Annotated in this window: 16 protein-coding genes; 5 read left to right on the top strand and 11 right to left on the bottom strand. The window is 69.9% G+C overall.

The window, feature by feature from the left end:
- The first annotated feature begins 119 nt into the window (after positions 1-119).
- Both BLQ43_RS09535 and BLQ43_RS09530 read left to right on the top strand, forming a co-directional pair.
- The gene (locus tag BLQ43_RS09535; RefSeq protein WP_090020179.1) at positions 120-641 is read left to right on the top strand and encodes a hypothetical protein; all 522 of its coding nucleotides are present in this window, start codon (positions 120-122) and stop codon (positions 639-641) included.
- Between the two features lie 33 nt (positions 642-674).
- A complete protein-coding gene (locus BLQ43_RS09530) occupies positions 675-1,283 on the top strand; it encodes a hypothetical protein (protein ID WP_143006235.1) in 609 nt (202 codons plus the stop codon).
- Positions 1,284-1,375: 92 nt separating this feature from the next.
- Here BLQ43_RS09530 and BLQ43_RS09525 read toward each other — a convergent pair whose 3' ends face one another.
- Positions 1,376-3,373, bottom strand: a complete 1,998-nt coding sequence (locus tag BLQ43_RS09525; protein WP_090020176.1) for a cytochrome P450 — start codon at positions 3,371-3,373, stop codon at positions 1,376-1,378.
- A 146-nt stretch (positions 3,374-3,519) separates the two neighbouring features.
- Here BLQ43_RS09525 and BLQ43_RS09520 point away from each other — a divergent pair, with 146 nt between their 5' ends.
- Complete coding sequence (locus tag BLQ43_RS09520; protein WP_090020175.1) at positions 3,520-4,272, top strand: LuxR family transcriptional regulator; 753 nt, start codon at positions 3,520-3,522, stop codon at positions 4,270-4,272.
- A 371-nt stretch (positions 4,273-4,643) separates the two neighbouring features.
- A complete protein-coding gene (locus BLQ43_RS09515; protein ID WP_176758615.1) occupies positions 4,644-5,399 on the top strand; it encodes a helix-turn-helix domain-containing protein in 756 nt (251 codons plus the stop codon).
- Between the two features lie 38 nt (positions 5,400-5,437).
- Here the strand turns inward: BLQ43_RS09515 and BLQ43_RS09510 are convergent, their stop codons facing one another.
- From BLQ43_RS09510 to BLQ43_RS09465, 10 genes are all read right to left on the bottom strand, one after another.
- Positions 5,438-6,295, bottom strand: coding sequence for an arginase family protein (locus tag BLQ43_RS09510; protein ID WP_090020171.1), 858 nt, complete (start codon positions 6,293-6,295; stop codon positions 5,438-5,440).
- Between the two features lie 73 nt (positions 6,296-6,368).
- Positions 6,369-9,179 (bottom strand): [protein-PII] uridylyltransferase, encoded by a 2,811-nt coding sequence (locus tag BLQ43_RS09505; RefSeq protein WP_090020168.1) that lies wholly within the window; start codon positions 9,177-9,179, stop codon positions 6,369-6,371.
- Between the two features lie 247 nt (positions 9,180-9,426).
- The gene (gene phoB, locus BLQ43_RS09500; RefSeq protein WP_090020166.1) at positions 9,427-10,155 is read right to left on the bottom strand and encodes a phosphate regulon transcriptional regulator PhoB; all 729 of its coding nucleotides are present in this window, start codon (positions 10,153-10,155) and stop codon (positions 9,427-9,429) included.
- Positions 10,152-10,925, bottom strand: coding sequence for a phosphate signaling complex protein PhoU (phoU, locus tag BLQ43_RS09495; RefSeq protein WP_090020164.1), 774 nt, complete (start codon positions 10,923-10,925; stop codon positions 10,152-10,154). The genes phoB and phoU overlap by 4 nt, the downstream gene beginning before the upstream one ends.
- Before the next feature lie 30 nt (positions 10,926-10,955).
- Positions 10,956-11,702, bottom strand: coding sequence for a phosphate ABC transporter ATP-binding protein PstB (gene pstB, locus BLQ43_RS09490; protein ID WP_245659536.1), 747 nt, complete (start codon positions 11,700-11,702; stop codon positions 10,956-10,958).
- Between the two features lie 118 nt (positions 11,703-11,820).
- Positions 11,821-13,143 (bottom strand): phosphate ABC transporter permease PstA, encoded by a 1,323-nt coding sequence (gene pstA, locus BLQ43_RS09485; protein ID WP_090020163.1) that lies wholly within the window; start codon positions 13,141-13,143, stop codon positions 11,821-11,823.
- The gene (gene pstC, locus BLQ43_RS09480) at positions 13,136-14,518 is read right to left on the bottom strand and encodes a phosphate ABC transporter permease subunit PstC (protein WP_090020161.1); all 1,383 of its coding nucleotides are present in this window, start codon (positions 14,516-14,518) and stop codon (positions 13,136-13,138) included. Before pstC ends, pstA begins: the two co-directional genes overlap by 8 nt.
- A gap of 161 nt (positions 14,519-14,679) precedes the next feature.
- On the bottom strand, positions 14,680-15,726 hold the full coding sequence (locus BLQ43_RS09475) for a substrate-binding domain-containing protein (protein ID WP_090020159.1): 1,047 nt from the start codon (positions 15,724-15,726) through the stop codon (positions 14,680-14,682).
- A 223-nt stretch (positions 15,727-15,949) separates the two neighbouring features.
- Positions 15,950-17,377: an ATP-binding protein gene (locus tag BLQ43_RS09470; protein ID WP_090020157.1), complete on the bottom strand. Its 1,428-nt coding sequence runs from the start codon at positions 17,375-17,377 to the stop codon at positions 15,950-15,952.
- Positions 17,378-17,529: 152 nt separating this feature from the next.
- Positions 17,530-18,102, bottom strand: coding sequence for a hypothetical protein (locus BLQ43_RS09465; protein WP_090020155.1), 573 nt, complete (start codon positions 18,100-18,102; stop codon positions 17,530-17,532).
- Positions 18,103-18,317: 215 nt separating this feature from the next.
- Between BLQ43_RS09465 and mutS the strand changes: the two genes are divergently transcribed.
- Positions 18,318-21,044 (top strand): DNA mismatch repair protein MutS, encoded by a 2,727-nt coding sequence (gene mutS / locus BLQ43_RS09460; protein WP_090020153.1) that lies wholly within the window; start codon positions 18,318-18,320, stop codon positions 21,042-21,044.
- Positions 21,045-21,120: the final 76 nt, after the last annotated feature.

Raw genomic sequence — 21,120 nt, 5'->3', positions numbered from 1 at the left:
AGGCCGCGCGTCGCCGGCCGCGCGCGGGGCGCACTTCCCATTCCCGGTTACACCACTCAGACAAATCGGAATCGAAACAACAGCCGCCTACCCTGGTCGTGGTTTCGGCAGGGGGCGTGATGCGCGGCAAAGCGGCGATGGCGGGATGGGCCGTGGTGGCGGCGGGCGCGGCCATGACGCCCGAATTCGGTGCGGCCGGCAGCGCGACGGCACAGGCGACCGCCCATGTCGTCGGCGCGGTGGATACCTCGACGCGGGCCGGCATCGCCGTCGTGCTCGCCCGGCCGGCGCGGCAACCGGGCGCCGTGGCTGTGCACACAACGGGCGAGGTCGTCGCGCGCGGCGGCGCGCGCCCGGTGCCCGCGGGGTGCGACCCCGGCCGGCTGCGCGTCGACAGGATGCGGCGGCTGACGCTCCGGGTGGGGCACGCTCACGGAACGCAGGGTGCGCAGCTGGTGCCGCTGGGGGTGACGGCGCGGGCGTCCTGGGGCGCGGCGTCCGACGGCGATGCCACGCTCACCCTGGTCCCGCCGCCCGGCCCGCGCGCCGTCAGCATCCGCGTGGGCGCCACCTTCGCTGTTCCGCTGGGGGCCGAGGCGGACGTTTACCGGGCCGAGGTCAGGGTGGACAGCGGCGGCTGAGCCATCGATCGAATTCAAGACGATATCAAAGATTTGATCCAGAAACGTGTTCGCATCACCCTGATCACCAGTAACGGCGGGAGAGTGGCGGTGATTCGCGCGCTGAAAGGCATTGTCGGAAGTCTGGTGGTCGCCAGCGTGTTGCCTGCCGGCCCGGCAGCGGCGGCGGGCGCGGTGAGCAATGCCACGGCGCGGATCGTGAGCCTCGATCCCGCGGACCTGGCGAACGGGGCCGTTGAGATCGTGCTCGCCGACAAAGCCGCCAAACCCGGTGCCGTCGCGGTGCGCGCCGCGAACACCGTGACTGCCCGCGGCGGCGCCGACGTTGATCCCGACGCCAGCCGCCCGGGCGCGCTCGCCCCCGCCGGCGGCGGACCCGTGACGATCACGGTCGAACCCGCCCGGCGGGGCGACGCAGACCGCGCGCTCGTGCCGGTTGCGATGGAGGTGCGGGGGCGCGTGGACGCGACCAGCACGGACGGCGCCAGCCTGACGGTGCGGGTCAGGGCCGCGGAAGACCGCCGCCCGGTCGTCGTGGGCGCGACCTTCGTGGTGCCGGCTGGCGCCGAGCCCGGCGTCTATCGCGCCGAGCTGACCGTGGATCGGTCGGCGCCGGAACCGAAGCTCGTCGGATTTGAATAGGGCAGGTGGCGGCCGCATCGGCCGCCACCGCCGTGTCGTGCATAGGCTGCTTGGGAAACACGGGCCGGGGCATGCCCCGGCCCGCGGGTCCATCACGCCGCCGCGGCGGGCGCCTCGACGGGCTGGCGGTCCGGCGCGGCGCGGCCCGCCAGCTGATCCAGCGTGGTCTGGTTGCACGGCAGGTAGAGCGCGAGCACCGGGAAGCCGTGATCGTCGCGCTTCACCGGCCCCAGACGCTGCGGGTTTGCCCCCACGCGCTTGAGCACGCGTTCCATCACGGGGTCGGAGACCGTCAGCAACGCCGTGACTCCCTCGGCGTGGAACCGGCTGATCGTGTCGTACAGCAGCTTGGCGAGGTAGTGCCGGCTGTCGTGGGCGGACAGCTCCGGGTCGGCCACCAGCCGCGCGCCTTCCCAGTAGTCGCGCGTCTTGTAGGCGTCGCGCTCGCCCTGGATCAGCCAGGGGAAGACGTCCATCAGCAACGAGGGCTGATCGAGCGGCATCGCCCGGGCCGCCGCCACGACGCGGCCCCGGTCCACCGTGACGATGTGGCGGGTGTGGCGCGTGTCGAACTGGTCGTGTTCGCGGCCCTGCTCGTCCGTGTTCACCGGCCAGCCCTTGAGGTCCACGAACACCCGCTTGCGCAGCCGCAGCGCGGCGTCGACCAGGGCGTTCTCGCCGGGATGGGTGTCCTCGACGTGGATCGTCCGCGTGCAGGGCTGCAGGCGAACCGGCAGCCCGTCCTTCGGCCGGAGCGTGACGAGCGCCTCCTGCTCCCCGGTTGCCGGGGCGGCGGGTTCCACCGTCGCGCGCTGGAGCACCCGGGCCATGATGAGCGTCATCTCGGCCATGGCGAAGTGGCCGCCCGGGCAGGTTCGCGGCCCGCCGCCGAACGGGAAGTAGGCGTAGCGGTGCCGCGGGCTACCCTCCAGGAAGCGTTCGGGGCGGAAGGTGTCGGGGTCCGGCCACAGGTCCTCCAGGCGCTGGGTGACGTAGGGCGCCATGATCATGACGTCCCCCTTCTTGATCGACCGGCCCAGAATGACGTCGTCCCGCGAGCACGTGCGCGCGAACCAGAAGGCCGGCGGATACAGCCGCAGGGTCTCCTCGAGCACCGCGCGCGTGTAGGGGAGGTTCTTGAGCAGATGGACCGACGGCGTTTCGTCGTGCGGCACGTGTTCGAGGACCTCTTGCCGCACCTTTTCCTGCACCTCGGGGTGCTGGGAAAGCAGGTAGAAGACCCACGACAGCGCGTTCCCGGTCGTCTCGTGGCCGGCGAAGAAGATCGTCATGGCCTCGTGGCGCAGCTGGCGCTCGGAAAGCTTCTGGCCACTGGAGGGATCGACCGCGTGGGTCAGGGTGCTCACGAGGTCGCGGCCTTGTTCGCCGTTCGCGCGCAGCCGCGAAATCAACTCCTCGAGGACGGAGGCCACCGTCCGTCGGGCTTGCTTGAAGCTCTTGTTGGCGGGCGTTGGCAGGAACTCGGGATAGGGCACGGACGACCACATCCGGTCCCGCAGATACTTTTGAATGTCGGACACAGCGGAAACGACCTGCTCCACGCGCTGGCCGTCCAGGTCGCCGAACATCGTGCGCGCGAGCACACGCAGGCTCAGCCCGCACGGCTCCGAAACCATGTCGCGAACCTGCGTGGTCCTGGTCCAGTCGTCGGCGGTCTTGGAAATCTCGTGGTCCATGTCCGCCAACAGGCGGTCCACGCTGCGCGCCGTGAACATGGCCTGGATGATCCGACGGCTTGCGGACCACCGTTCCCCGTTGGAGGTGACGAGTCCGTCGCCGAGGATGGGCTTGAGCTTCTCGACGAAATGCTGCTTGTGGTAGTTTCCATTGTGTCGGCGGAGCACGTGATCCACGGCATTCGGGTCCGCGAGCAGATGACACCGCATCCCCGCTACGCGCATCGTTGTGATGCCGCCGTGCTTCCGCGCACACTGGAGGAGGAAATTGGGGGCGTCCTGTTTCAGCTGGGGCGCAACGCCCAGAAACGGCCATCCCTTGATGGTGGTCCCGGGTGTGTGCTCGGCGTTGGCACCATCGTCGATAGCGGAATGCGTAAGTTCGGCAGCCATGTTTCCCCCTTTCGGTTGTATAGGGGAAGCCTGGCTGTGGACGCTTCCGAAACCTATCTCGTGTATGGTATACTTTTAGAAACAAGTTTCTCGATGTTGCCGTGTGAAACGGAAGCGGCGAGAGGCGATCACGGAGGTGCCGACGGATGGAGCCGCAACTGGGCGTCCGGTTGCCCGAACGCGTGGTGACGGATCTCGAGTCGGCCCCGACTTTGACGGAGATCGAGCGGATTGCCGCCGATTTCCTCAACGATATCGGATTCAAGCAATACAGTTATTACATGGCCCGCCGCCGGCCGCATGGCGAGCGTCTCGAAGGGTACTTTTCCAATTTCGACAGGCGGTGGATTACGCGATACCTGGAAAAGAACTATGTTTGCGACGACCTGTTACACGTAAACGCGCGGCGTTCCGTGCTGCCCTTTACGTGGATGCCGCGAAGCAAGGGGCACATTCCCGCGCGAAGCGCGCAGGTCTTCAGTGAGGCCCAGGATTACGGGATCCGGGACGGGGTGGCGATTCCGGTGCACGGCCCCGACACGTTCGCGTTGGTGACGGCCATCGCGGATGGCTCGCCGCGGGAACGTGAGGAAATTCTGACCTACACACGCGACGCCGTCACCAGTCTGGCGCTGCACGTCCACGAACGGGCGTCCAACGTGCTCGAAGCCACGGGCGGCGCCGGCTTGACCGACGACGCCGTGCTCACCGAGCGTGAGCGCGAGTGTCTGCGCTGGGTGGCGGCCGGCAAGACGAGTGGCGAGATCGGCGACATCCTCGGCATCGCCGAGGGCACGGTCGGCCAGCACATCGCCAACGTCCGGCGCAAACTTCAAACGCCGACCCGGGCGCACGCGGCCGTGCGCGCGATGCACTTCGCCTTGATTGATGCTGCCTGACGGTGGTGCCGGTGGCACGCGCCCGGCGCGCGCGGCGGGATACTCCGAAAGCGCCACATCGGATCACGTGGGCCGCCCTCGTTCCCGGGCGCACGCATCCCGCATCCGACGCGACGAATTTCGGCTGCTCGCCATGCACGCGGGCTCACCGCGAAGGGATCCGCTATCCCGCCGCGTGCTGGCGCGGGCGCGACAGCGGCTGATCGCGTCGGGCACCTGCTGCTTTTCGGCCCAAAAGTAATGTTTATAAACTTTTTTCAATGATATCGTCAGAAACGCGTTGCTGCATCTATATCGTTCGGTCGTTTTTCGCGGCTGCAAGGGATACGTACGCTGCCCATATCATAACCGTGGCAGCAGGAGCGGGGCTCATGGCTGAGCGTGGGCAGCTAACGAAGACGAACATGCGCGCCGAGATCGCGGAGCAGCCGGGCGACGGCATCTCGACGGACAAAGCCGGCCTCGACGAGGCGTGCATCCGCACACGCGGCGAACGGCTGGCGTGGCTGCGCGAGCGCGCGGGCCTGTCCCTCACCGGCGCGGCCGAGACGATGGGCATTTCCAAGGCGGAGCTCAGCCGCGTCGAGAACGGCATCCGCGACATCACGGGCAAGCACATGGCCCGCGCGGCCGAAGCCTACGGCGTCGGCTTCGCCCACCTGCGCACGCTGCTGGAGCATGACCCGCGCGCCGAAACGGCCGTCTTCCAGATCACCGAGCCGGCGGCGAGCCCGCGCACGCGCCCGCTGCCCTGCTACGGCGGCCGCGAACTGCAGGCGCAGGGCCCCAGCCCGAGCCACCGCACGGACATGCCGCTGCCCGAGGTCGCCGACCTCGGCCCCACGGCCTACGGCGTGCGCCTGCCCGCCGGCGCCTGCTTCGCCAACAGCTACCACACCATGGTCGCGGTGGTGGACCCGGAAGCGCGCTGCGTCCTCGGCGACCCGGCGGTGAATCCCTTCGGCTGGGCGCCGCTCGTCGGCACGACCGCGCGCGATGAAAGCGGGCGCCTGGTGCTGCTGGACGAGCACGGCGTCGCCGGCACTGTGGGCGAGAACGTCCGCGTCTCCGACCTGCACAAGGTCGTCATGGTGCTCCCCGACCGCATGGGCCCGCCGGCGCTGTAACCCGGCCCGCGCTGGAACCGCGTGCGCCGCTTGCTGCCTTACGCCCGGCGGGTGGCGAGCATCCCGATCAACTCCAGGGCCGCCTCGCTCGCCGCGCCGTCGGTGTCGCACGCCGGGTCGAGCGCGGTGATCCCCGCACCCACGATGGGCACCTGCTCGGCGATGCGCTGCACGCCCGTCCGCACCTGGGCCGCTGAGGGGCCGCCCGCGCTGGCGAAGGGGTTGGCGCGCAGCGCGCCCGCGTCGTGCACGTCCATGTCGATGTGCAGATAAACGGCGTCCACCTGCCGCGCCAGCGCCGAAAGCGGCGGTTCCATCGCCAGCAGCCCGCGCTCGGCCCATTCCCGGCCCGGCACCTCGCCCATCCCGCTGTTCGTGAACAGCGCGCGCTCCCCGGCGTCCCAGGCGCGCCCGCCCGCGTGCAGGATGCGGTCCGCTTCCACCGCCTCGAAGCCCGGAACCGTCTTCGCCAGGGCGCGGAAACACCATCCGACCGTCACGCCCAGCGCCATGCCGTCGAGAAAGCCCGTGAGCGTGGTTTCGGGCGTGTTCAGGTCGCCGTGCGCGTCCAGCCAGATCACGCCCAGGCGCGGCACCTCGTGCAGCCCCGCCACCGCGCCCACGGCGGACAGGCAATTGCCCGCCAGCACCAGCGGCCAGGCGCCGTCGCGGCGCGCGCGCGTCACCTCGCCCGCGAGCTTGCCGGCGAGTTCGAAACCGGTGGCGATCTCGGCCGTCAGGCAGTGGTCGCTGTGGATCGCTGCCGGCACCGGCTCTTCGCCCGCGGCGCGGATGCGCTCGGGCGCGCCGGCGGCGACGAGATGCCCCGGCCCGCGGCCCATGCGCGTCTCGCGGTGGCCCGAATCGTAGGGGAGCTGAATCAGGGCGACGGTCATCGTGCGCCTCGCGGCAATCGTTGGGGGCGGCGGAGCATAGGAGCGCGCAGGCGGTGCCGGAAGCGGTGGGCGTTCACGTTTCGATGGGAACGACGACGCGGCCCTGGCCGCGCCGGCCGTCGGAGGCGCCGTCGCCTTCCAGCACGGCGATCAGGCGCTCGCGGATGCGCTTGATCTTGCTGTCGTGGCTGACCTGCCCGCCCAGCACGTCCTCGACGTAGAAGACGTCCACCACGCGCTCGCCGTAGGTGGCGATGCGCGCCTGATGGATCATCAGGTTCAAGCGCGTCAGCGTCTGCGTCAGCTCGTGCAGCAGGCCGGGGCGGTCGCGGCCGTCCACCTCGATGACGGTGTGGCGCGGGGCCAGGTTGTTGTCGACGAAGACGCGCGGGGGAACCGTGAACACGGCGTAGCGGCTGGGGATGCCGGTGCGCCGGGCCGCCAGCTCCTGCATGGGCTTGATGCGCCCGGCGAGCGTGCGCTCGACCGTCTCGGGCAGGGCCGCCAGCTTCTCCGGGTCGTCGAAGGGCCCGCCGTTGGCGTCGGTTACCCACAACGTGTCCAGCGCCATGCCCGTCGTCAGCGTGAAGATACGCGCGCCCGTGATGCTCGCGCCCGCCACCGCCAACGCGCCCGCGATGCGCGAGAACAGCCCCGGATGGTCGGCCGTGTAGACCGTGACCTCGGTAACGCCGCGGTAGCCGTCCACGCGCGTGTCCACGGTCAGGTGGCGGCCGGACGCATCGGCCTCGTGCACCAGGCGGGCGTGGCGCTCGTGGGTCTCCGCGTCCCAGGCGAGCCAGTAGGCCGGGTAGGGGCGGCTGAGGTGCGCGGCGAGGGCATCCGGGCTCCAGTCGCTCAGGCGCGCGGTCAAATCGTCCTTGGCGTGGCGCACGCGCGTGTCGCGGCTTTCCGCGCGGAAGCCGCCGCTGAGCTCGTCCTCGGTGTTCCAGAAGAGGTCGCGCAGCAGCGCCGCCTTCCAGTCGGTCCAGACGTTCGGCCCCACCGCGCGGATGTCGGCGACCGTCAGGCACACCAGCAGGCGCAGGCGCTCCAGCGACTGCACCGTGGCGGCGAAGTCGCGGATGGTCTGGGGCTCTTCCAGGTCGCGCTTGAAGGCCACCTGCGGCATGTCGAGGTGATGCTCGACCAGCCAGGCGACCGTCTCCGTTTCCTCGGCCGTCAGGCCCAGGCGCGGGCCCATGCGGCGGGCGAGGCGCGCGCCCACCTCGCTGTGGTCGCCGGGGTAGCTCTTGCCCAGGTCGTGCAGGAACACCGCGATGTAGAGCGCCCGGCGTGAGTGCACCTTGTGGATCACCTCGGTCGCGATGGGCGCGATCTCCGCCAGCTCGCCGCGCTCGATGCGGTTCAGCTCGCTCAGCGCGAACAGCGTGTGCTCGTCCACGGTGTAGTGGTGGTACATGTTGTACTGCATCTGCGCCACGACGCGCCCGAACTCGGGCAGGAAGCGGCCCAGCACGCCCGCCTCGTTCATGCGGCGAAGAATGGAGGCCGGGTCCTTGTGGGCGCAGATGAGGTCGCGGACATACCCGTTGGCCGTGGGATCGCGGCGCACCGGCCCACCCAGCTGCTTGCGGTGCTGGCGGATCCAGCGCAGTGCCGTTGGATGGATGTCCAGATCGCGCGCGTGGGCGACGGCGAAGATGCGCAGCATTTCCGCCGGCTGATCGCGGAAGACGTGCGGCCCGCGCACGCTCAGCCGGTCGCCCTTCACCTGGAAGCCGTCCACCGAGCGCCGCGGCAGCAGTTCCGCCGGGCGGAAGCGCGAGCGCCGGCCGTGGTGGGTTTCCAGGTGCGCGCACAGGATGCGCGTCAGGTCGCCCACGTCCTTGGCAACCAGGTAGTAGTGCTTCATGAAGCGCTCGACCGCGCTCGCGCCCGCGTGGTCGAGATAGCCCATGCGCGGCGCGATCTCCTTCTGCAGGTCGAAGGTCAGCCGCTCTTCCGCGCGGCCCGTCAGCTCGTGCAGGTGAAAGCGCACCGTCCACAGGAAGGTCTGCGCCTTGGCGAAGCGTTTCGCCTCGCCCTCGGTGAAGACGCCGCGCCGCACCAGCGCGTCGGTGCCCGCCACGCGGTAGACGTCCTTGGCGATCCAGAACAGCGTGTTCAGGTCGCGCAGGCCGCCCTTGCCCTCCTTGATGTTGGGTTCGAGCTGGTAGCGCGAATCGCCCATGCGCTTGTGCCGGGCGTCGCGCTCCTTGAGCTTGGCCTCGATGAAGCGCGCGGCCGTGCCCGCCTGGACCTCGCGCGCGAAGCGCTGGTTGAGTTGCTCCGTCAGCTCGGCGTCGCCGGCGACGTGGCGGGCTTCCAGCAGGCTGGTGCGGATGGTGACGTCGCCGCGCGCGTGGCGGACGCACTCGTCCAGCGAGCGCGTGGCGTGGCCCACGCGGAAGCCCAGGTCCCACAGCAGGTAGAGGATTTCCTCCACAACCTGCTCGTTGTGCGGGGTGAGCTTGTAGGGCGCCAGGAACAGCAGATCGATGTCGGAATGCGGCGCCAGCTCGCCGCGCCCGTAGCCCCCGGTGGCCACGAGCGCGATGCGCTCGCCCGTGGACGGCGTGCCGGCGGGGCGCAGATCCTCCACGGCGTAGGCGTAGAGCGTGCGCACCACTTCGTCGACGAGGAAAGCGGTGGCCCGCATCAGGCTGCTGCCGGGTTCGCGCTCCGTCTCGAATCGGCGGCGGATCTCGCGCCGCCCGGCGTCCAGCCGCGCCCGCAGGGCCTGAAGCGCGCGCGCCCGCACGCCGCCGTCGCCGGCCGCCGTGATCTCGGCCAGCTCCGCCTGCGCTGCCCCGCGATCGAAGATGTTTTCCGGCCGCGCCACCGCGTGCGCGGCGCCCGGATCCAGCACGCCCGTGTCCATGGTCCCTAGATCGCGGTCACGCCCGGCGAATGCAAGCCGCCGGCCGCACAGAAGCGCGGTCGACGCGGTGTGGCGATTTGGCGCCACAGCTCACCCGAATATCACATTTGTGTGATTTTTCGGTTGCACGCCCGCCACGGGTTTGTTTGCAATACCGGTCAAGGGGTTTCTTTTGGGGGAGCGACCCGGCGCCGCCCCCCGGCATGACGCCGGTGCGGCGCCGTTTCGTGGCGGGGCCGCGCGGGCGTCACGCCTCGGCGGCCACCGCGCCTTCGTCGCCGTCCTGGTTGCCCGGTCGGTCGAGCGCGTAGCCGGCCGAGCGCACGGTGCGGATGAGGTCCGGCTCGTCGTCGGTGTTGATGGCCTTGCGCAGGCGGCGGATGTGCACGTCGACGGTGCGCGGCTCGACGTAGACGTCGTGACCCCACACCGCATCCAGCAGCTGCTCGCGCGAGAACACGCGGCCCGGATGCTGCAGGAGGTGGCGCAGCAGGCGGAACTCCGTCGGGCCCAGGTGCAGGTCGCGGCCGTTGCGGCGCACGCGGTGCGCCGCCAGGTCCATCGTCAGATCCGCGAAGCTGAGCTGCTCGCTGGCGAGCTGCGGCTGCGTCCGGCGCAGCACGGCGCGGATGCGCGCGATCAGCTCCACGGGCGAGAAGGGCTTGGTGATGTAGTCGTCGGCGCCGCTGTCCAGCCCGCGTACCTTGTCGGCTTCCTCGCCGCGCGCGGTGAGCATGACGATGGGAATGTCGCGGGTCTCCGGCTGGCGGCGCATGCGCCGGCACACCTCCAGCCCCGAGGTGAGCGGCAGCATCCAGTCCAGAAGCACGAGGTCGGGGCGTTCTTCGACTGTGAGCTGCAGCGCCTCGTCGCCGTCCTGGGCCGCGATCACGCGGAAGTCCTCACGCTCCAGGTTGTAGCGCAGGAGCGTGACCAGCGCCGTCTCATCCTCGACGATCAGGATCAGCGGCTTCATGCCGAGTCCTCCCCGCCACCGTTCTGGTCCGTGTCGCCCTGGCCGGTCGCTTCGGTGTTGCGCACGACTGTGTAGGAGGTGGTGTCGCCCTTGGGCCGGTTGCCGTCCAGGTAGGCGCCCGTCACCAGGTAGTAGACCGTCTCGGCCACGTTGGTGGAGAGGTCGCCGATGCGCTCGATGTTCTTGGCGCAGAACATCAGGTGCGTGCCGGCGGTGATCGAGCGCGGATCCTCCATCATGTAGGTCAGCAGCTCGCGGAAGAGGGAGGTGTACATCTCGTCCACCTCCGCGTCGCGGTGCCAGACGTCCACCGCCTTGTCGGCGTCGCGCTCGCTGTAGGCGTCGAAGGTGTCCTTCACGATCGACTGCGCCAGGCGCGACATGCGCGGCAGGGCGTTGAATGCGCCCGGCGGCTGCATCTGGTTCAGCGCCAGCGCGCGCTTGGCGATGTTGACCGCGTAGTCGCCGATGCGCTCGGTGTCCGAGGCGATCTTGAAGGCGGAGACGATCTCGCGCAGGTCCGTGGCGACGGGCTGGCGCAGCGCCAGCACACGCACGGCCGCGTTCTCCACCTCCTGTTCCAGCTGGTCCAGGTCGGGGTCGGCGCTGACCACGCGCGAGGCCAGGTCGCTGTCGCGCTTGACCAGGGACTCCATCGCCGAGGCGAGCTGGCTTTCGGCCATCCCGCCCATGCGCGCGATGGTCTGGTTGAGGTGCTTCAACTCCTCGTCGAAGGACTTCACGATGTGGCTGTGCGTTTCGCCGGTCACGGCACCCTCGCTCGCTGGCCTGCGTCCCGCTTACCCGAAGCGCCCGGTGATGTAACCGAGCGTCCGGTCGTCGCGCGGGTTGGTGAACAGGGCCTCGGTCTCGCCGGCTTCGACCATCTCGCCCAGGTGGAAGAAGGCCGTGCGCTGGGAGACGCGGGCTGCCTGCTGCATGTTATGCGTCACAATGACGATCGTGTAGTTGTCGCGCAGCTCGTCGATCAACTCCTCGATCGTCGCCGTGGCGATGGGGTCGAGGGCCGAGCACGGCTCGTCCATCAGGATGACCTCGGGGTTCACCGCGATGGCGCGCGCGATGCACAGGCGCTGCTGCTGGCCGCCCGACAGGCCCGAGCCCGGCAGGTCCAGGCGGTCCTTCACCTCGTCCCACAGGCCGGCGCGGCGCAGCGAGCGCTCGACCAGCTCCTCCAGCTCGTCGCGCGTGTTTGTGACGCCGTGGATGCGCGGGCCGTAGGCGATGTTGTCGAACACCGATTTGGGGAAGGGGTTGGGCTTCTGGAAGACCATGCCCACCCGCGCGCGCAGCTGCACGACGTCCAGGTTGGGGTCGTAGACGTCGACGTCGTCCAACGTGATGTCGCCGGTGATGCGGCAGGTGTCGATGACGTCGTTCATGCGGTTCAGGCACCGCAGAAAGGTGGACTTGCCGCAGCCCGAAGGGCCGATCAGCGCCGTGACTTCGTTGTTGCCGATGTCGAGGCTGACGTCCTGAATGGCGTGATTGTCGCCGTAATAAACGTTCAGGTTGCGCGTCGCCATCTTGGCGCGCTTGCGCGTTCCGGCGGACGGGCCGGAGCCGGTTTCCCCGCGGGTGTCGGCGCGGTCGGCCGTGGCGGCGGTCTGCATCTGGGCCATCGGGCGTGTCTCCCTTGCGTGCTTACCAGCGGCGCTCGAAGCGCTTGCGCAGGATCACGGCGGTCAGGTTCATGACGATCAGGAAGGCCAGCAGCACCATGATCGCCGCGGAGGTCTTCTCGATGAAGGCCCGCTCCGGGCTGCTCGCCCACAGGAAGACCTGCACGGGCAGCACCGTGGAGGCGTCGGTGAAGCCGGACGGCGTGCCCGTGATGAAGGCCACCATGCCGATCAGCAGCAGCGGCGCCGTCTCGCCCAGCGCCTGCGCCATGCCGATGATCGTGCCCGTCAGCATGCCCGGCATCGCCAGCGGCAGCACGTGGTGCGTGATCGTCTGGATGCGCGAGGCGCCCACCGCCAGCGCGCCCTCGCGGATCGACGGCGGCACCGCCTTCAGCGCCGAGCGCGAGGAGATGATGATCGTCGGCAGCGTCATCAGCGTGAGCACCATGCCGCCCACCAGCGGCGCGGAGCGCGGCAGGCCGAAGAAGTTGATGAACACCGCCAGCCCCAGCAGGCCGAAGACGATCGAGGGCACGGCCGCCAGGTTGTTGATGTTGATTTCGATAAAGTCGGTGAACTTGTTCTTGGGCGCGAACTCTTCCAGGTAGACGGCGGCCAGCACAGCGATGGGGAAGCTCAGCACCAGCGTCACCGCCAGCGTGAGGAAGGAGCCCACGGTCGCGCCCAGGATGCCGGCCATTTCGGGCTCGCGGCTGTCGCCGCCGGTGAAGAAGCCGACGTTGAACTGGGATTCCACGCGCCCCGCTTCGGCCAGCTCCTCGTAGACCTCGATCAGGCGCGCATCGACCATGCGGCGCTCGTCCGGCGCGTCCATGTCGACGTAGCCCTTGTGGAGCATGTCCACCAGATCGTCGGTCTTCACCCACACCTGCTGGGTCGTGCCCACGAGATCCGGGTTGTTGACCACCATGCTGCGCAACTGGCTGCCCGCCTGGCCGCTGGGGATGCGGCGCAGGTCCTCGCGCTGGCGCTCGTTGTCGAGCTGCGGGAAGCTGGCGAAGAGCGAATCGTAGACCAGCTGGTTGTAGTTGGCGCGCTTGATCTGCTCGGGATCGCGCGTGCCCTCGGGATCGACGACGGATTCCGTGAAGGTGACGTCCAGCTGGATATGGGTCTGCCAGAACGCCGAATAGCCTTTGAGCACGATGTCGCCGAGCAGCACCGCGAGCATCGCCACCGCGATCAGCACGGCCGTGATGCCGTAGAGGCGGAAGCGCTTTTCGGCGGCATAGCGCTTGCGCAGCCGCGCCGCGGACAGGTCTGGCCCGTTGGCGCTCGTTGTCCCGGCGGCGGGCTCGGCGCTCGACACAGCGTTACTCATATTTCTCGCGGTACCTCCGGACCACGTTGAGCGCGATCACGTTCAGCAGCAAGGTCACGGCGAACAGCGTGATGCCGAGCGCGAAGGCGGAAAGCGTCTTGGCGCTGTCGAAAGCCTGGTCGCCGGTCAGGAGCGCCACAATCTGCACGGTGACCGTGGTGACGGCGTTGAGCGGGTTGGCGGTCAGGTTGGCGGCGAGCCCGGCGGCCATGACGACGATCATCGTCTCGCCGATGGCGCGCGAGATCGCCAGCAGCAGTGCGCCCACGATGCCGGGCAGAGCGGCGGGGAAGACCACCTGCTTGATGGTCTCCGCCTGCGTGGCCCCCATCGCGTAGGCGCCGTCGCGCAGCGCTTGCGGCACGGCGTTCATCACGTCGTCCGAGAGCGAGGACACGAAGGGGATGATCATGATCCCCATCACCAGCCCGGCGGCCAGCGCGGATTCCGAGGAGGCGTTGAGGCCGATGTCGGCGGCCGTGTCGCGCACCAGCGGCGCCACCGTCAGCGCGGCGAAGAAGCCGTAGACCACGGTGGGCACGCCCGCCAGCACCTCCATGATGGGCTTCACCAGCGCGCGCATGCGCTTGGGTGCGTAGTCCGACAAATAGACGGCCGAGAACAGCCCGATGGGCGTGGCCACCAGCATCGCCACCACGGTGATCAGCATCGTGCCCGCGAACAGCGGCACGAAGCCGAACGACCCCTCGGCGGCGACCTGGCCCTCGCGAATGGCGGTCTGCGGGTTCCAGCTCAGCGCGGTGAAGAACTCGAGAGGCGAGACGCGGCCGAAGAAGCGCACCGCCTCGAACAGCAGCGAGAGCACGATGCCCGCGGTGGTCAGGATCGCGATCGTGGAGGCGGCGATCATCACCAGGGTGATGACGCGCTCCACGCGGTTGCGGGCGGGCAGGTGCGGGGTGACGAAGCGATGCCCCACGCCAAGTCCGACGACGGCCAGCCCGATGGCGGCCGCCAGGGCGATGATCTGCCCCATCTCGTTGACGCGGTTGTAGGCCGCGGCGGCGTCCTTCATCGCCGGCGTGACCTCGCGGATCACCTCGTAGCCGGCGGCGACCTTCTTGATGGCGATGACGAGGAACTGAAGATCCTCGCCCGTCATGTTGCGCTTCTCGGCGGGAAGCTGCTGCAGCATCGCCCACTCGGCGATGTGCGGCTCGGCGATTATCCAGGCGATCGCCAGCGCGGCGCTCGGCAGGCCCGCCCAGAGCGCGACGTAGAGGCCGTAGTAGCTCGGCAGGGAATGCAGGTGGACGGGACGGCCGCCGCTGGCCCGGACAGCGCGGCGCTGGCCCAGCCAGTAGCCGAAGAGGATCAGCGCCATCAGGGTGATGAGGTAGATCCACGTTAGCATGGCCGTCGCACGCCCCGTCTCGCCCGTGGGTATGACCGCCGCAGACGGTCAGCAGAAAGCGGCTTCAAACGCAATTCTCAAATGAATGCACCAAACGAATATCGGCCGCCCGGCAAAATGGCGGCCGGGGCCACGCCCCGGCCGCCGGCGCCGAGCGCCGCTTAGCCGAGCCAGTCCTCGGGGTTGAGCGGCTCGAAGCTGGTGGCCTTCTCGGCCCACTTCTCGCGCTTGCTCTCCGGCAGCGGGATCAGGCCCTTCTCGATCAGGAAGCCGTTCGGGCCGATGGAGCTGTCCTGCATGAACAGGTTCACGTACTCCTCGATGCCCGGGATGACACCGACGTGGGCGTTCTTGACGTAGAACCACAGCGACCGGGAGACGGGGTACTTCTCCTCGGAGATGTTGTCGACGGTCGGCATGGCGCCGTTGATGGAGGCCGCCTGGATCTTGTTGCGGTTGGTGTCGTAGAAGCTGAAGCCGAAGATGCCGAAGCGGTTCTTGTTGGAAACCAGCTTCTGGACGATGAGGTTGTCGTTCTCGCCGGCCTCGATCCAGGCACCGTCGGCGCGGTAGGAGAAGCACACCTCGTGCCGCTTGCTCTCCGACATGCTCTTGATCATGTCGAAGTGCTTGCAGCCGTCGAGCATCGCCAGCTCGTTCCAGGCGTCGCGCGTGCCGGAGGTCGGCGGCGGCCCCATCACCTCGATCTTCTGATCCGGCAGGTCGGAGTCGATGTCGGACCAGGTTTCGTTCGGGTTCTCGACCAGCTCACCCTCGCCGTTCGGCACCTTTTTCGCCAGGGCCAGCCAGATCTGCTTGGTCGTCAGGTCGGCCTGTGGCGCGTCGACGTGGTTGGCGAAGACGATCCCGTCCGAGCCGATCTTGACCTCGGTGATCTTCTTGACGCCGTTGTCCATGCACTTCTTCACCTCGGACGGCTTGATGCGCCGCGAGGCGTTGGTGATGTCGGGATGCTGCGCGCCGACGCCCTTGCAGAAGAGCTGAAGGCCGCCGCCGGAGCCCGTGGACTCGATGACGGGGGTGTTGAACTCGGTGGTCCGGCCGAACTTCTCGACCACCGCGCTGGCGAAGGGGAAAACGGTCGACGAGCCGACGATCTGGATCTGGTCGCGCGCCTGAGCCGCGGCGGGCTGCGCCCCGGCGACCGCGACAGCCGCCACGGCGGCGACGCTGAGCGTGTGTTTCATCACGGTTGCACCTCGATGATTTGGCGTGGTCGCGTTCCGGTTGTTGAACGCAAGCCTCACGCTTGCGAAAGCCGCCGGCCGGCGCTTGTCGAACACCCTGGCGGCGGCAGCCCAAGCCCTACGCGGCGGTGGCTGTGGTTTTACGACACCTTGATGACACTTTGATGAAAGGGGCGTGGCGGGAAAAACCATCCACAGAGCGGACCCCGCGCCCGGCAGTGGGTTACGCCGCCGCGCGCCCCGTCTGCGCCCCCTCGGCGCGGGGCAGGTAGACGGTGAAGCGGCTGCCCCGGCCTTCCTCGCTGGCGATCTCCAGCCGCCCGCGGTGGCGCGAGACGATGTGCTTGACGATCGCCAGCCCCAGGCCGGTGCCCCCCATTTCGCGCGAGCGCGCCTTGTCCACGCGGTAGAAGCGCTCCGTCAGGCGCGGGATGTGCTCGCGCGGGATGCCCTCGCCGGTGTCGATCACACTGACGGCCACGGCGCGCGTCTGCCCGTGGCGGCCCACAGCGCGGCCGTTGTCCGGCGTTTCCGCGCGCACCGCGACGCTCGTACCCGGGCGGCCGTACTTGAGCGCGTTGTCGATCAGGTTCTGGAACACCTGGGTGAGCTGGCTCGAATCCCCTTGCACGGGCGGCAGGGCGTCCGCGCCCGACAGTTCGATGGCCATGTCCTTGTCCTGAGCCTTCAGCGCCAGCCCCTCGACCACGCGGCCCAGGAGCGGGCCCAGCTCCGCCGTGGTTTCGGGCACGGCGTGCTCGTCCAGCTCGATGCGGGAGAGGGAGAGCAGGTCCTCGACGAGGTTGGACATGCGCTCCGCCTGCTCGCGCATGATGGGCAGGAAGCGCTCCATCGCCTCGGCGTCGCCGCGCGCGGGGCCTTCCAGCGTTTCCACGAAGCCCACGAGGCTGGACAATGGCGTGCGCAGCTCGTGGCTGGCGTTGGCGACGAAATCGGCGCGCATGCGCTCGGCGCGGCGGATGGCGGTGACGTCGTGCAGCGAGACGATGGCGGCGCTGCCGTCGGGGCCGGGTGAGGGCAGCGGTTCCACGCGCGTGGCGAAGGTGCGCTCGACCGAGCCGTGGACGTTGAATTCGACGTTCTGCCCCGCCTCGCCGTCGCGCAGCACGGCGTCCACGGCGCTCAACAGGTCGGGGTTGCGCAGCACGCTGGGCAGCGTGCGCCCGGCGAGGTTGTCGCCGAACAGCTGGCGCGCGGCCGGGTTGGTGGCGGCGATGCGCCCGCGCGCGTCCAGCATCAGCAGTGGGTCGGGCAGGGCGGCGAGCACGGTCTGCAGCCGCTCGGCGGCCGCGCGCAGCTCCGCCCGGCGGCGTTCGCGCTCGCGCGCGCTGTCGGCGATGGCGCTCACCAGGTCCGGGTCCAGGCCGGGCGAGCGGATGGCCGGCGGATCGGGCACGCGCGCCTCGTCCTGGTTCCGGCGCAGGCGCTCGACGTACTGCGTCACCGCGCGCACCGAGGTGACGTGCCAGACCACCAGCAGCGTCATTCCCGCTACGATGACCGCCATGCCTCCCAGCGCGTGCGCGGCCGGCAGCGCGCCCGCGATCACCAGGACGGCGAGGACGAGGGCGGCGGGGGTGGACAGCACCGCCACCGCCAGCGGGACTCGATAGGGATGGGCCTGCGCCATGGCCGTCGTGTCTGCTCCGGTCCGAGTGCGCGGGATGTGTTGCGCCGGCCGTGCCCGCGCAACGGACCGGACACCCTAGCAGACCGGCGTGACAGCAATGTTTCACGCGCAAAACCCATGCGAAAAAGCGCGCGACCGGGGGCGTTGCTGGGTCAGGTCGTTCCCGGCGCGGGCTGCTCGCCGCCGGATTCGTGATCGGTCTTGGGGCGCTCGTGGGTGTGCACGTCCTGGCCGCCGTTGGCTTCCAGGATGGTCACGGCATCACGCTGGCGCTGCGGGTTTTCCGCGCGCACCCACAGCAGGATGGCCCCGTTCTCGGCGGCGCGCGCGAAGGCGTCGGTGTGCGGGGTGGCGCGCACCTCCTTGAGGATGTCGGACACCGCGTAGCCGGTGAGCCCGGCCGCCACCACGGCGGACACCATCGCCCCGATGGGCCCGGTCGCCACGCCAATGAAGCCGGCGGCGGCGATGGGGCCGATGTAGTTCACTTCCTGCACCAGCCCGGAGAAGGTCTCCTTGAAGACCTCCTTGGGCGAATCCGCGGCGGAGAGGGATTCGTGCGTGTCCAGCACCGAGAGGTCGGTGCGCTGAAAGCCCTCGCCCAGCAGCGCCTTGACCGCGCTGCGGAAGGAATCGCGGTCGGAGAACCAGCCCACGACCTCGATCGTGGACGCCTCGCTCTCGGGATACTTGCCGTAGGCACTGGGGGCGCTGCTGTCGGCCACGATTCCTCCGGGCACACCGCATTGTTCCGCGACGGTGGTTGTAGCGTGTGGCCGGCGGCTTGAGAAGGCCCCGGCGGGGGCGTTTGGCCGACCGCCCGCTCTACCTGGCCGAGCGCCCGCTCTACCTGGCCGAGCGCCCGCCCTGGTGACCGCGCGGCCGCGCTGCTAGAGGGTACGTGGTTCCATCCCCCGCGAACACGAACGAGCTGCGCCCCATGCCGGACAGCGCCGCCGCCTCCTCGAACGCCCAGGCCTCGAACGGCCAGCCCCCCAACGGCCAGTCGGGGGCCGCCACCCCGATGATGGCGCAGTACAACGCCATCCGGGCCGAGCACCCGGAGTGCCTGCTGTTCTACCGCCTGGGGGACTTCTACGAGCTCTTCCACGACGACGCCAGGATCGCGGCCGAGGCGCTGGACATCGCGCTCACCAAGCGCGGCCAGCAGGGCGAGAGCATCCCCATGGCGGGCGTGCCCGTCGCCAACGCGGAATCCTACCTCGCCAGGCTCATCCGCCAGGGCCACAAGGTCGCCATCTGCGAGCAGCTGGAAGACCCGGCCGACGCCAAGAAGCGCGCGGGCAGCAAGGCGGTGGTCCAGCGCGGCGTCACGCGCGTGGTCACCCCCGGCACGCTGACCGAGGACGAGCTGCTGGACGCGCGCAGCCACAACCACATCGCCGCGCTCAGCGAGGTGGGGCGCGAGTTGGCGCTGGCGTGGCTGGACGTCTCCACGGGCGCGTTCGCGGTGCAGGGCGTGAGCGAAGGCGAGCTCGCCACCGTGCTGGCGCGCGTGGAACCGGGCGAGCTGTTGCTGCCGGAAAAGCTCACCCAGCGCGAGGGGCTGTTCGAGACCTTCGCCGAGTGGAAGGCGGCGCTCACCCCGCTGCCGGGCACGCGCTTCGACAGCGCCAACGCGCGGGCCACGCTTCAGGAAACCTTCGGCGTGGCGAGCCTGGACGCCTACGGTCAGTTTTCGCGCGCCGAAGTCTCGGCGTGCGGCACGCTCGTTGCCTACGTGGCGATGACGCAGAAGGGCAGCCTGCCCCGTCTCGACCCGCCGCGGCAGGTGCGCCCCGACGCCGTCATGGCCGTCGACGCCGCCACGCGCGCGAACCTGGAGCTGACCCACGGCCCCGACGGCAGCCGCGCGGGCAGCCTGCTCGCCACGATCGACCGCACCGTCACCGGCGGCGGCGCGCGCCTGCTCGCCGACCGGCTGAGCGCGCCGCTCACCGACCCGGACGCCATCGACCGCCGCCTGGACGCCGTGAGCTTCCTCGTGACCAACACCGAGCTGCGCGAGGAGGTGCGCGCGCGCCTGCGCCGCTGCCCGGACGTGGAGCGCGCGCTCTCCCGCCTGACTGTCGGGCGCTGGGGCCCGCGCGATCTGGCCTCCATCCGCGACGGCCTGGCCCAGGCGGACGCGCTGCGCGGGCTGTTGTCGGGCGGGGCGGGGACGCCCGCGCCGCCGGACCTGCTGGCCGAGGCGGCGGGGGACCTGGGCGCGCACGACGCCCTGGTGGACAAGTTCACGCGCGCGCTGGCGGCGGATCTGCCGGTCTCCGCGCGCGATGGCGGCGTGCTCGCCCAGGGCTACGCGCCCGAGCTGGACGAGCTGCGCGGCCTGCGCGACGAGAGCCGGCGCCACATCGCCAACCTTCAGGCCAGGTACGCGCAGCACACGGGCATCCAGGCGCTGAAGGTGCGCCACAACCACGTGCTCGGCTACTACGTCGAGGTCACGCCGCGCCAGGCGGAAAACCTGCCCGACGACGGCACCTTCATCCACCGCCAGACGCTGGCCAGCGCCGTGCGCTACACCACGACCGAGCTGGGCGAGCTGGAACAAAAGCTCGCGCGCGCGGGCGAAAAGGCGCTGGCGATGGAGCAGCAGCTCGTCCACGAGCTTGTGGGCGAGGTGACGGCGCGCGCCGAGGCCGTGGCCGCCGCCGCCCGCGCGCTGGCGGAGCTGGACGTCGCCGCCGGGCTGGCGGAGCTGGCGGTGGCGCGGAACTGGTCGCGCCCGCGGATCACGCGCGACACGCGCTTCGTGCTGCGCCAGGGCCGGCATCCCGTGGTGGAGCGCGCGCTGGACAAGGCGGACGAGGGCCCCTTCGTCGCCAACGACTGCGTGCTGGACGACAGCCGGCTGTGGCTGCTCACCGGCCCGAACATGGCGGGCAAGTCCACCTATCTGCGCCAGAACGCGTTGATCGCGGTGCTGGCGCAGATGGGCGCCTACGTCCCGGCCGAGCGCGCGGAGATCGGCGCGGTGGACCGGCTGTTCTCGCGCGTGGGCGCGGCGGACGACCTGGCCCGCGGGCGCTCCACCTTCATGGTGGAGATGGTGGAGACGGCCGCGATCCTGAACCAGGCGGGGCCGCGCTCGCTGGTGATCCTGGACGAGATCGGGCGCGGCACGGCCACGTTCGACGGGCTCTCGATCGCCTGGGCCTGCGTGGAGCACCTGCACGAGGTGAATGGGTGCCGCGGGCTGTTCGCCACGCACTACCACGAGCTGACGCGGCTGGCGGCGCGGCTGGACGGGCTGTCGTGCCACACGATGCGGGTGAAGGAGTGGCAGGGCGAGGTCGTCTTCCTGCACGAGGTGGTGCCGGGCGCGGCCGACCGCTCCTACGGCATCCACGTCGCCAAGCTGGCGGGCCTGCCGCGCGCCGCCGTGGAGCGGGCGGAGACGGTGCTGGAAACCCTGCAGACCAGCGACGACCAGATGAGCGGCCTCGCCGCGCTCGCCGACGACCTGCCCCTCTTCGCCGCCGCCGGACCGGAAGGGGAGGGCGCATCCGCCGACCAACCCGCCGCCTCATCGCAGCCGAGCGCCGTCGAACAGCGCCTCGCCGAGATCAACCCCGACGACCTGACGCCCAGGGAGGCGCTGGAGCTGGTGTATGCGTTGAAGGGGTTGGCCGACGGGTCGTAGCCCAGGGCGGCCAACACGATGCCCGGTACACCCACCCGTTGAGGTGAGCTTGATGGCCTCGTGTCGCCCAGTTACA

The organism is Limimonas halophila (assembly GCF_900100655.1).
Lineage (GTDB): Bacteria > Pseudomonadota > Alphaproteobacteria > Kiloniellales > Rhodovibrionaceae > Limimonas > Limimonas halophila.
The sequence above is the reverse complement of the archived record's forward strand: the minus strand, read 5'-3'. Positions and strand labels throughout refer to the sequence as shown.

Coding starts and splice junctions, on each gene's coding strand:
- BLQ43_RS09520 (WP_090020175.1), top strand. CDS start 3,520: ATGGAGCCGCAACTGGGCGTCCGGTTGCCCGAACGCGTGGTGACGGAT.
- BLQ43_RS09535 (WP_090020179.1), top strand. CDS start 120: ATGCGCGGCAAAGCGGCGATGGCGGGATGGGCCGTGGTGGCGGCGGGC.
- BLQ43_RS09475 (WP_090020159.1), bottom strand. CDS start 15,726: ATGAAACACACGCTCAGCGTCGCCGCCGTGGCGGCTGTCGCGGTCGCC.
- BLQ43_RS09470 (WP_090020157.1), bottom strand. CDS start 17,377: ATGGCGCAGGCCCATCCCTATCGAGTCCCGCTGGCGGTGGCGGTGCTG.
- BLQ43_RS09515 (WP_176758615.1), top strand. CDS start 4,644: ATGGCTGAGCGTGGGCAGCTAACGAAGACGAACATGCGCGCCGAGATC.
- BLQ43_RS09505 (WP_090020168.1), bottom strand. CDS start 9,179: ATGGACACGGGCGTGCTGGATCCGGGCGCCGCGCACGCGGTGGCGCGG.
- pstA (WP_090020163.1), bottom strand. CDS start 13,143: ATGAGTAACGCTGTGTCGAGCGCCGAGCCCGCCGCCGGGACAACGAGC.
- mutS (WP_090020153.1), top strand. CDS start 18,318: ATGCCGGACAGCGCCGCCGCCTCCTCGAACGCCCAGGCCTCGAACGGC.
- pstB (WP_245659536.1), bottom strand. CDS start 11,702: ATGGCGACGCGCAACCTGAACGTTTATTACGGCGACAATCACGCCATT.
- pstC (WP_090020161.1), bottom strand. CDS start 14,518: ATGCTAACGTGGATCTACCTCATCACCCTGATGGCGCTGATCCTCTTC.
- phoB (WP_090020166.1), bottom strand. CDS start 10,155: ATGAAGCCGCTGATCCTGATCGTCGAGGATGAGACGGCGCTGGTCACG.
- BLQ43_RS09525 (WP_090020176.1), bottom strand. CDS start 3,373: ATGGCTGCCGAACTTACGCATTCCGCTATCGACGATGGTGCCAACGCC.
- BLQ43_RS09510 (WP_090020171.1), bottom strand. CDS start 6,295: ATGACCGTCGCCCTGATTCAGCTCCCCTACGATTCGGGCCACCGCGAG.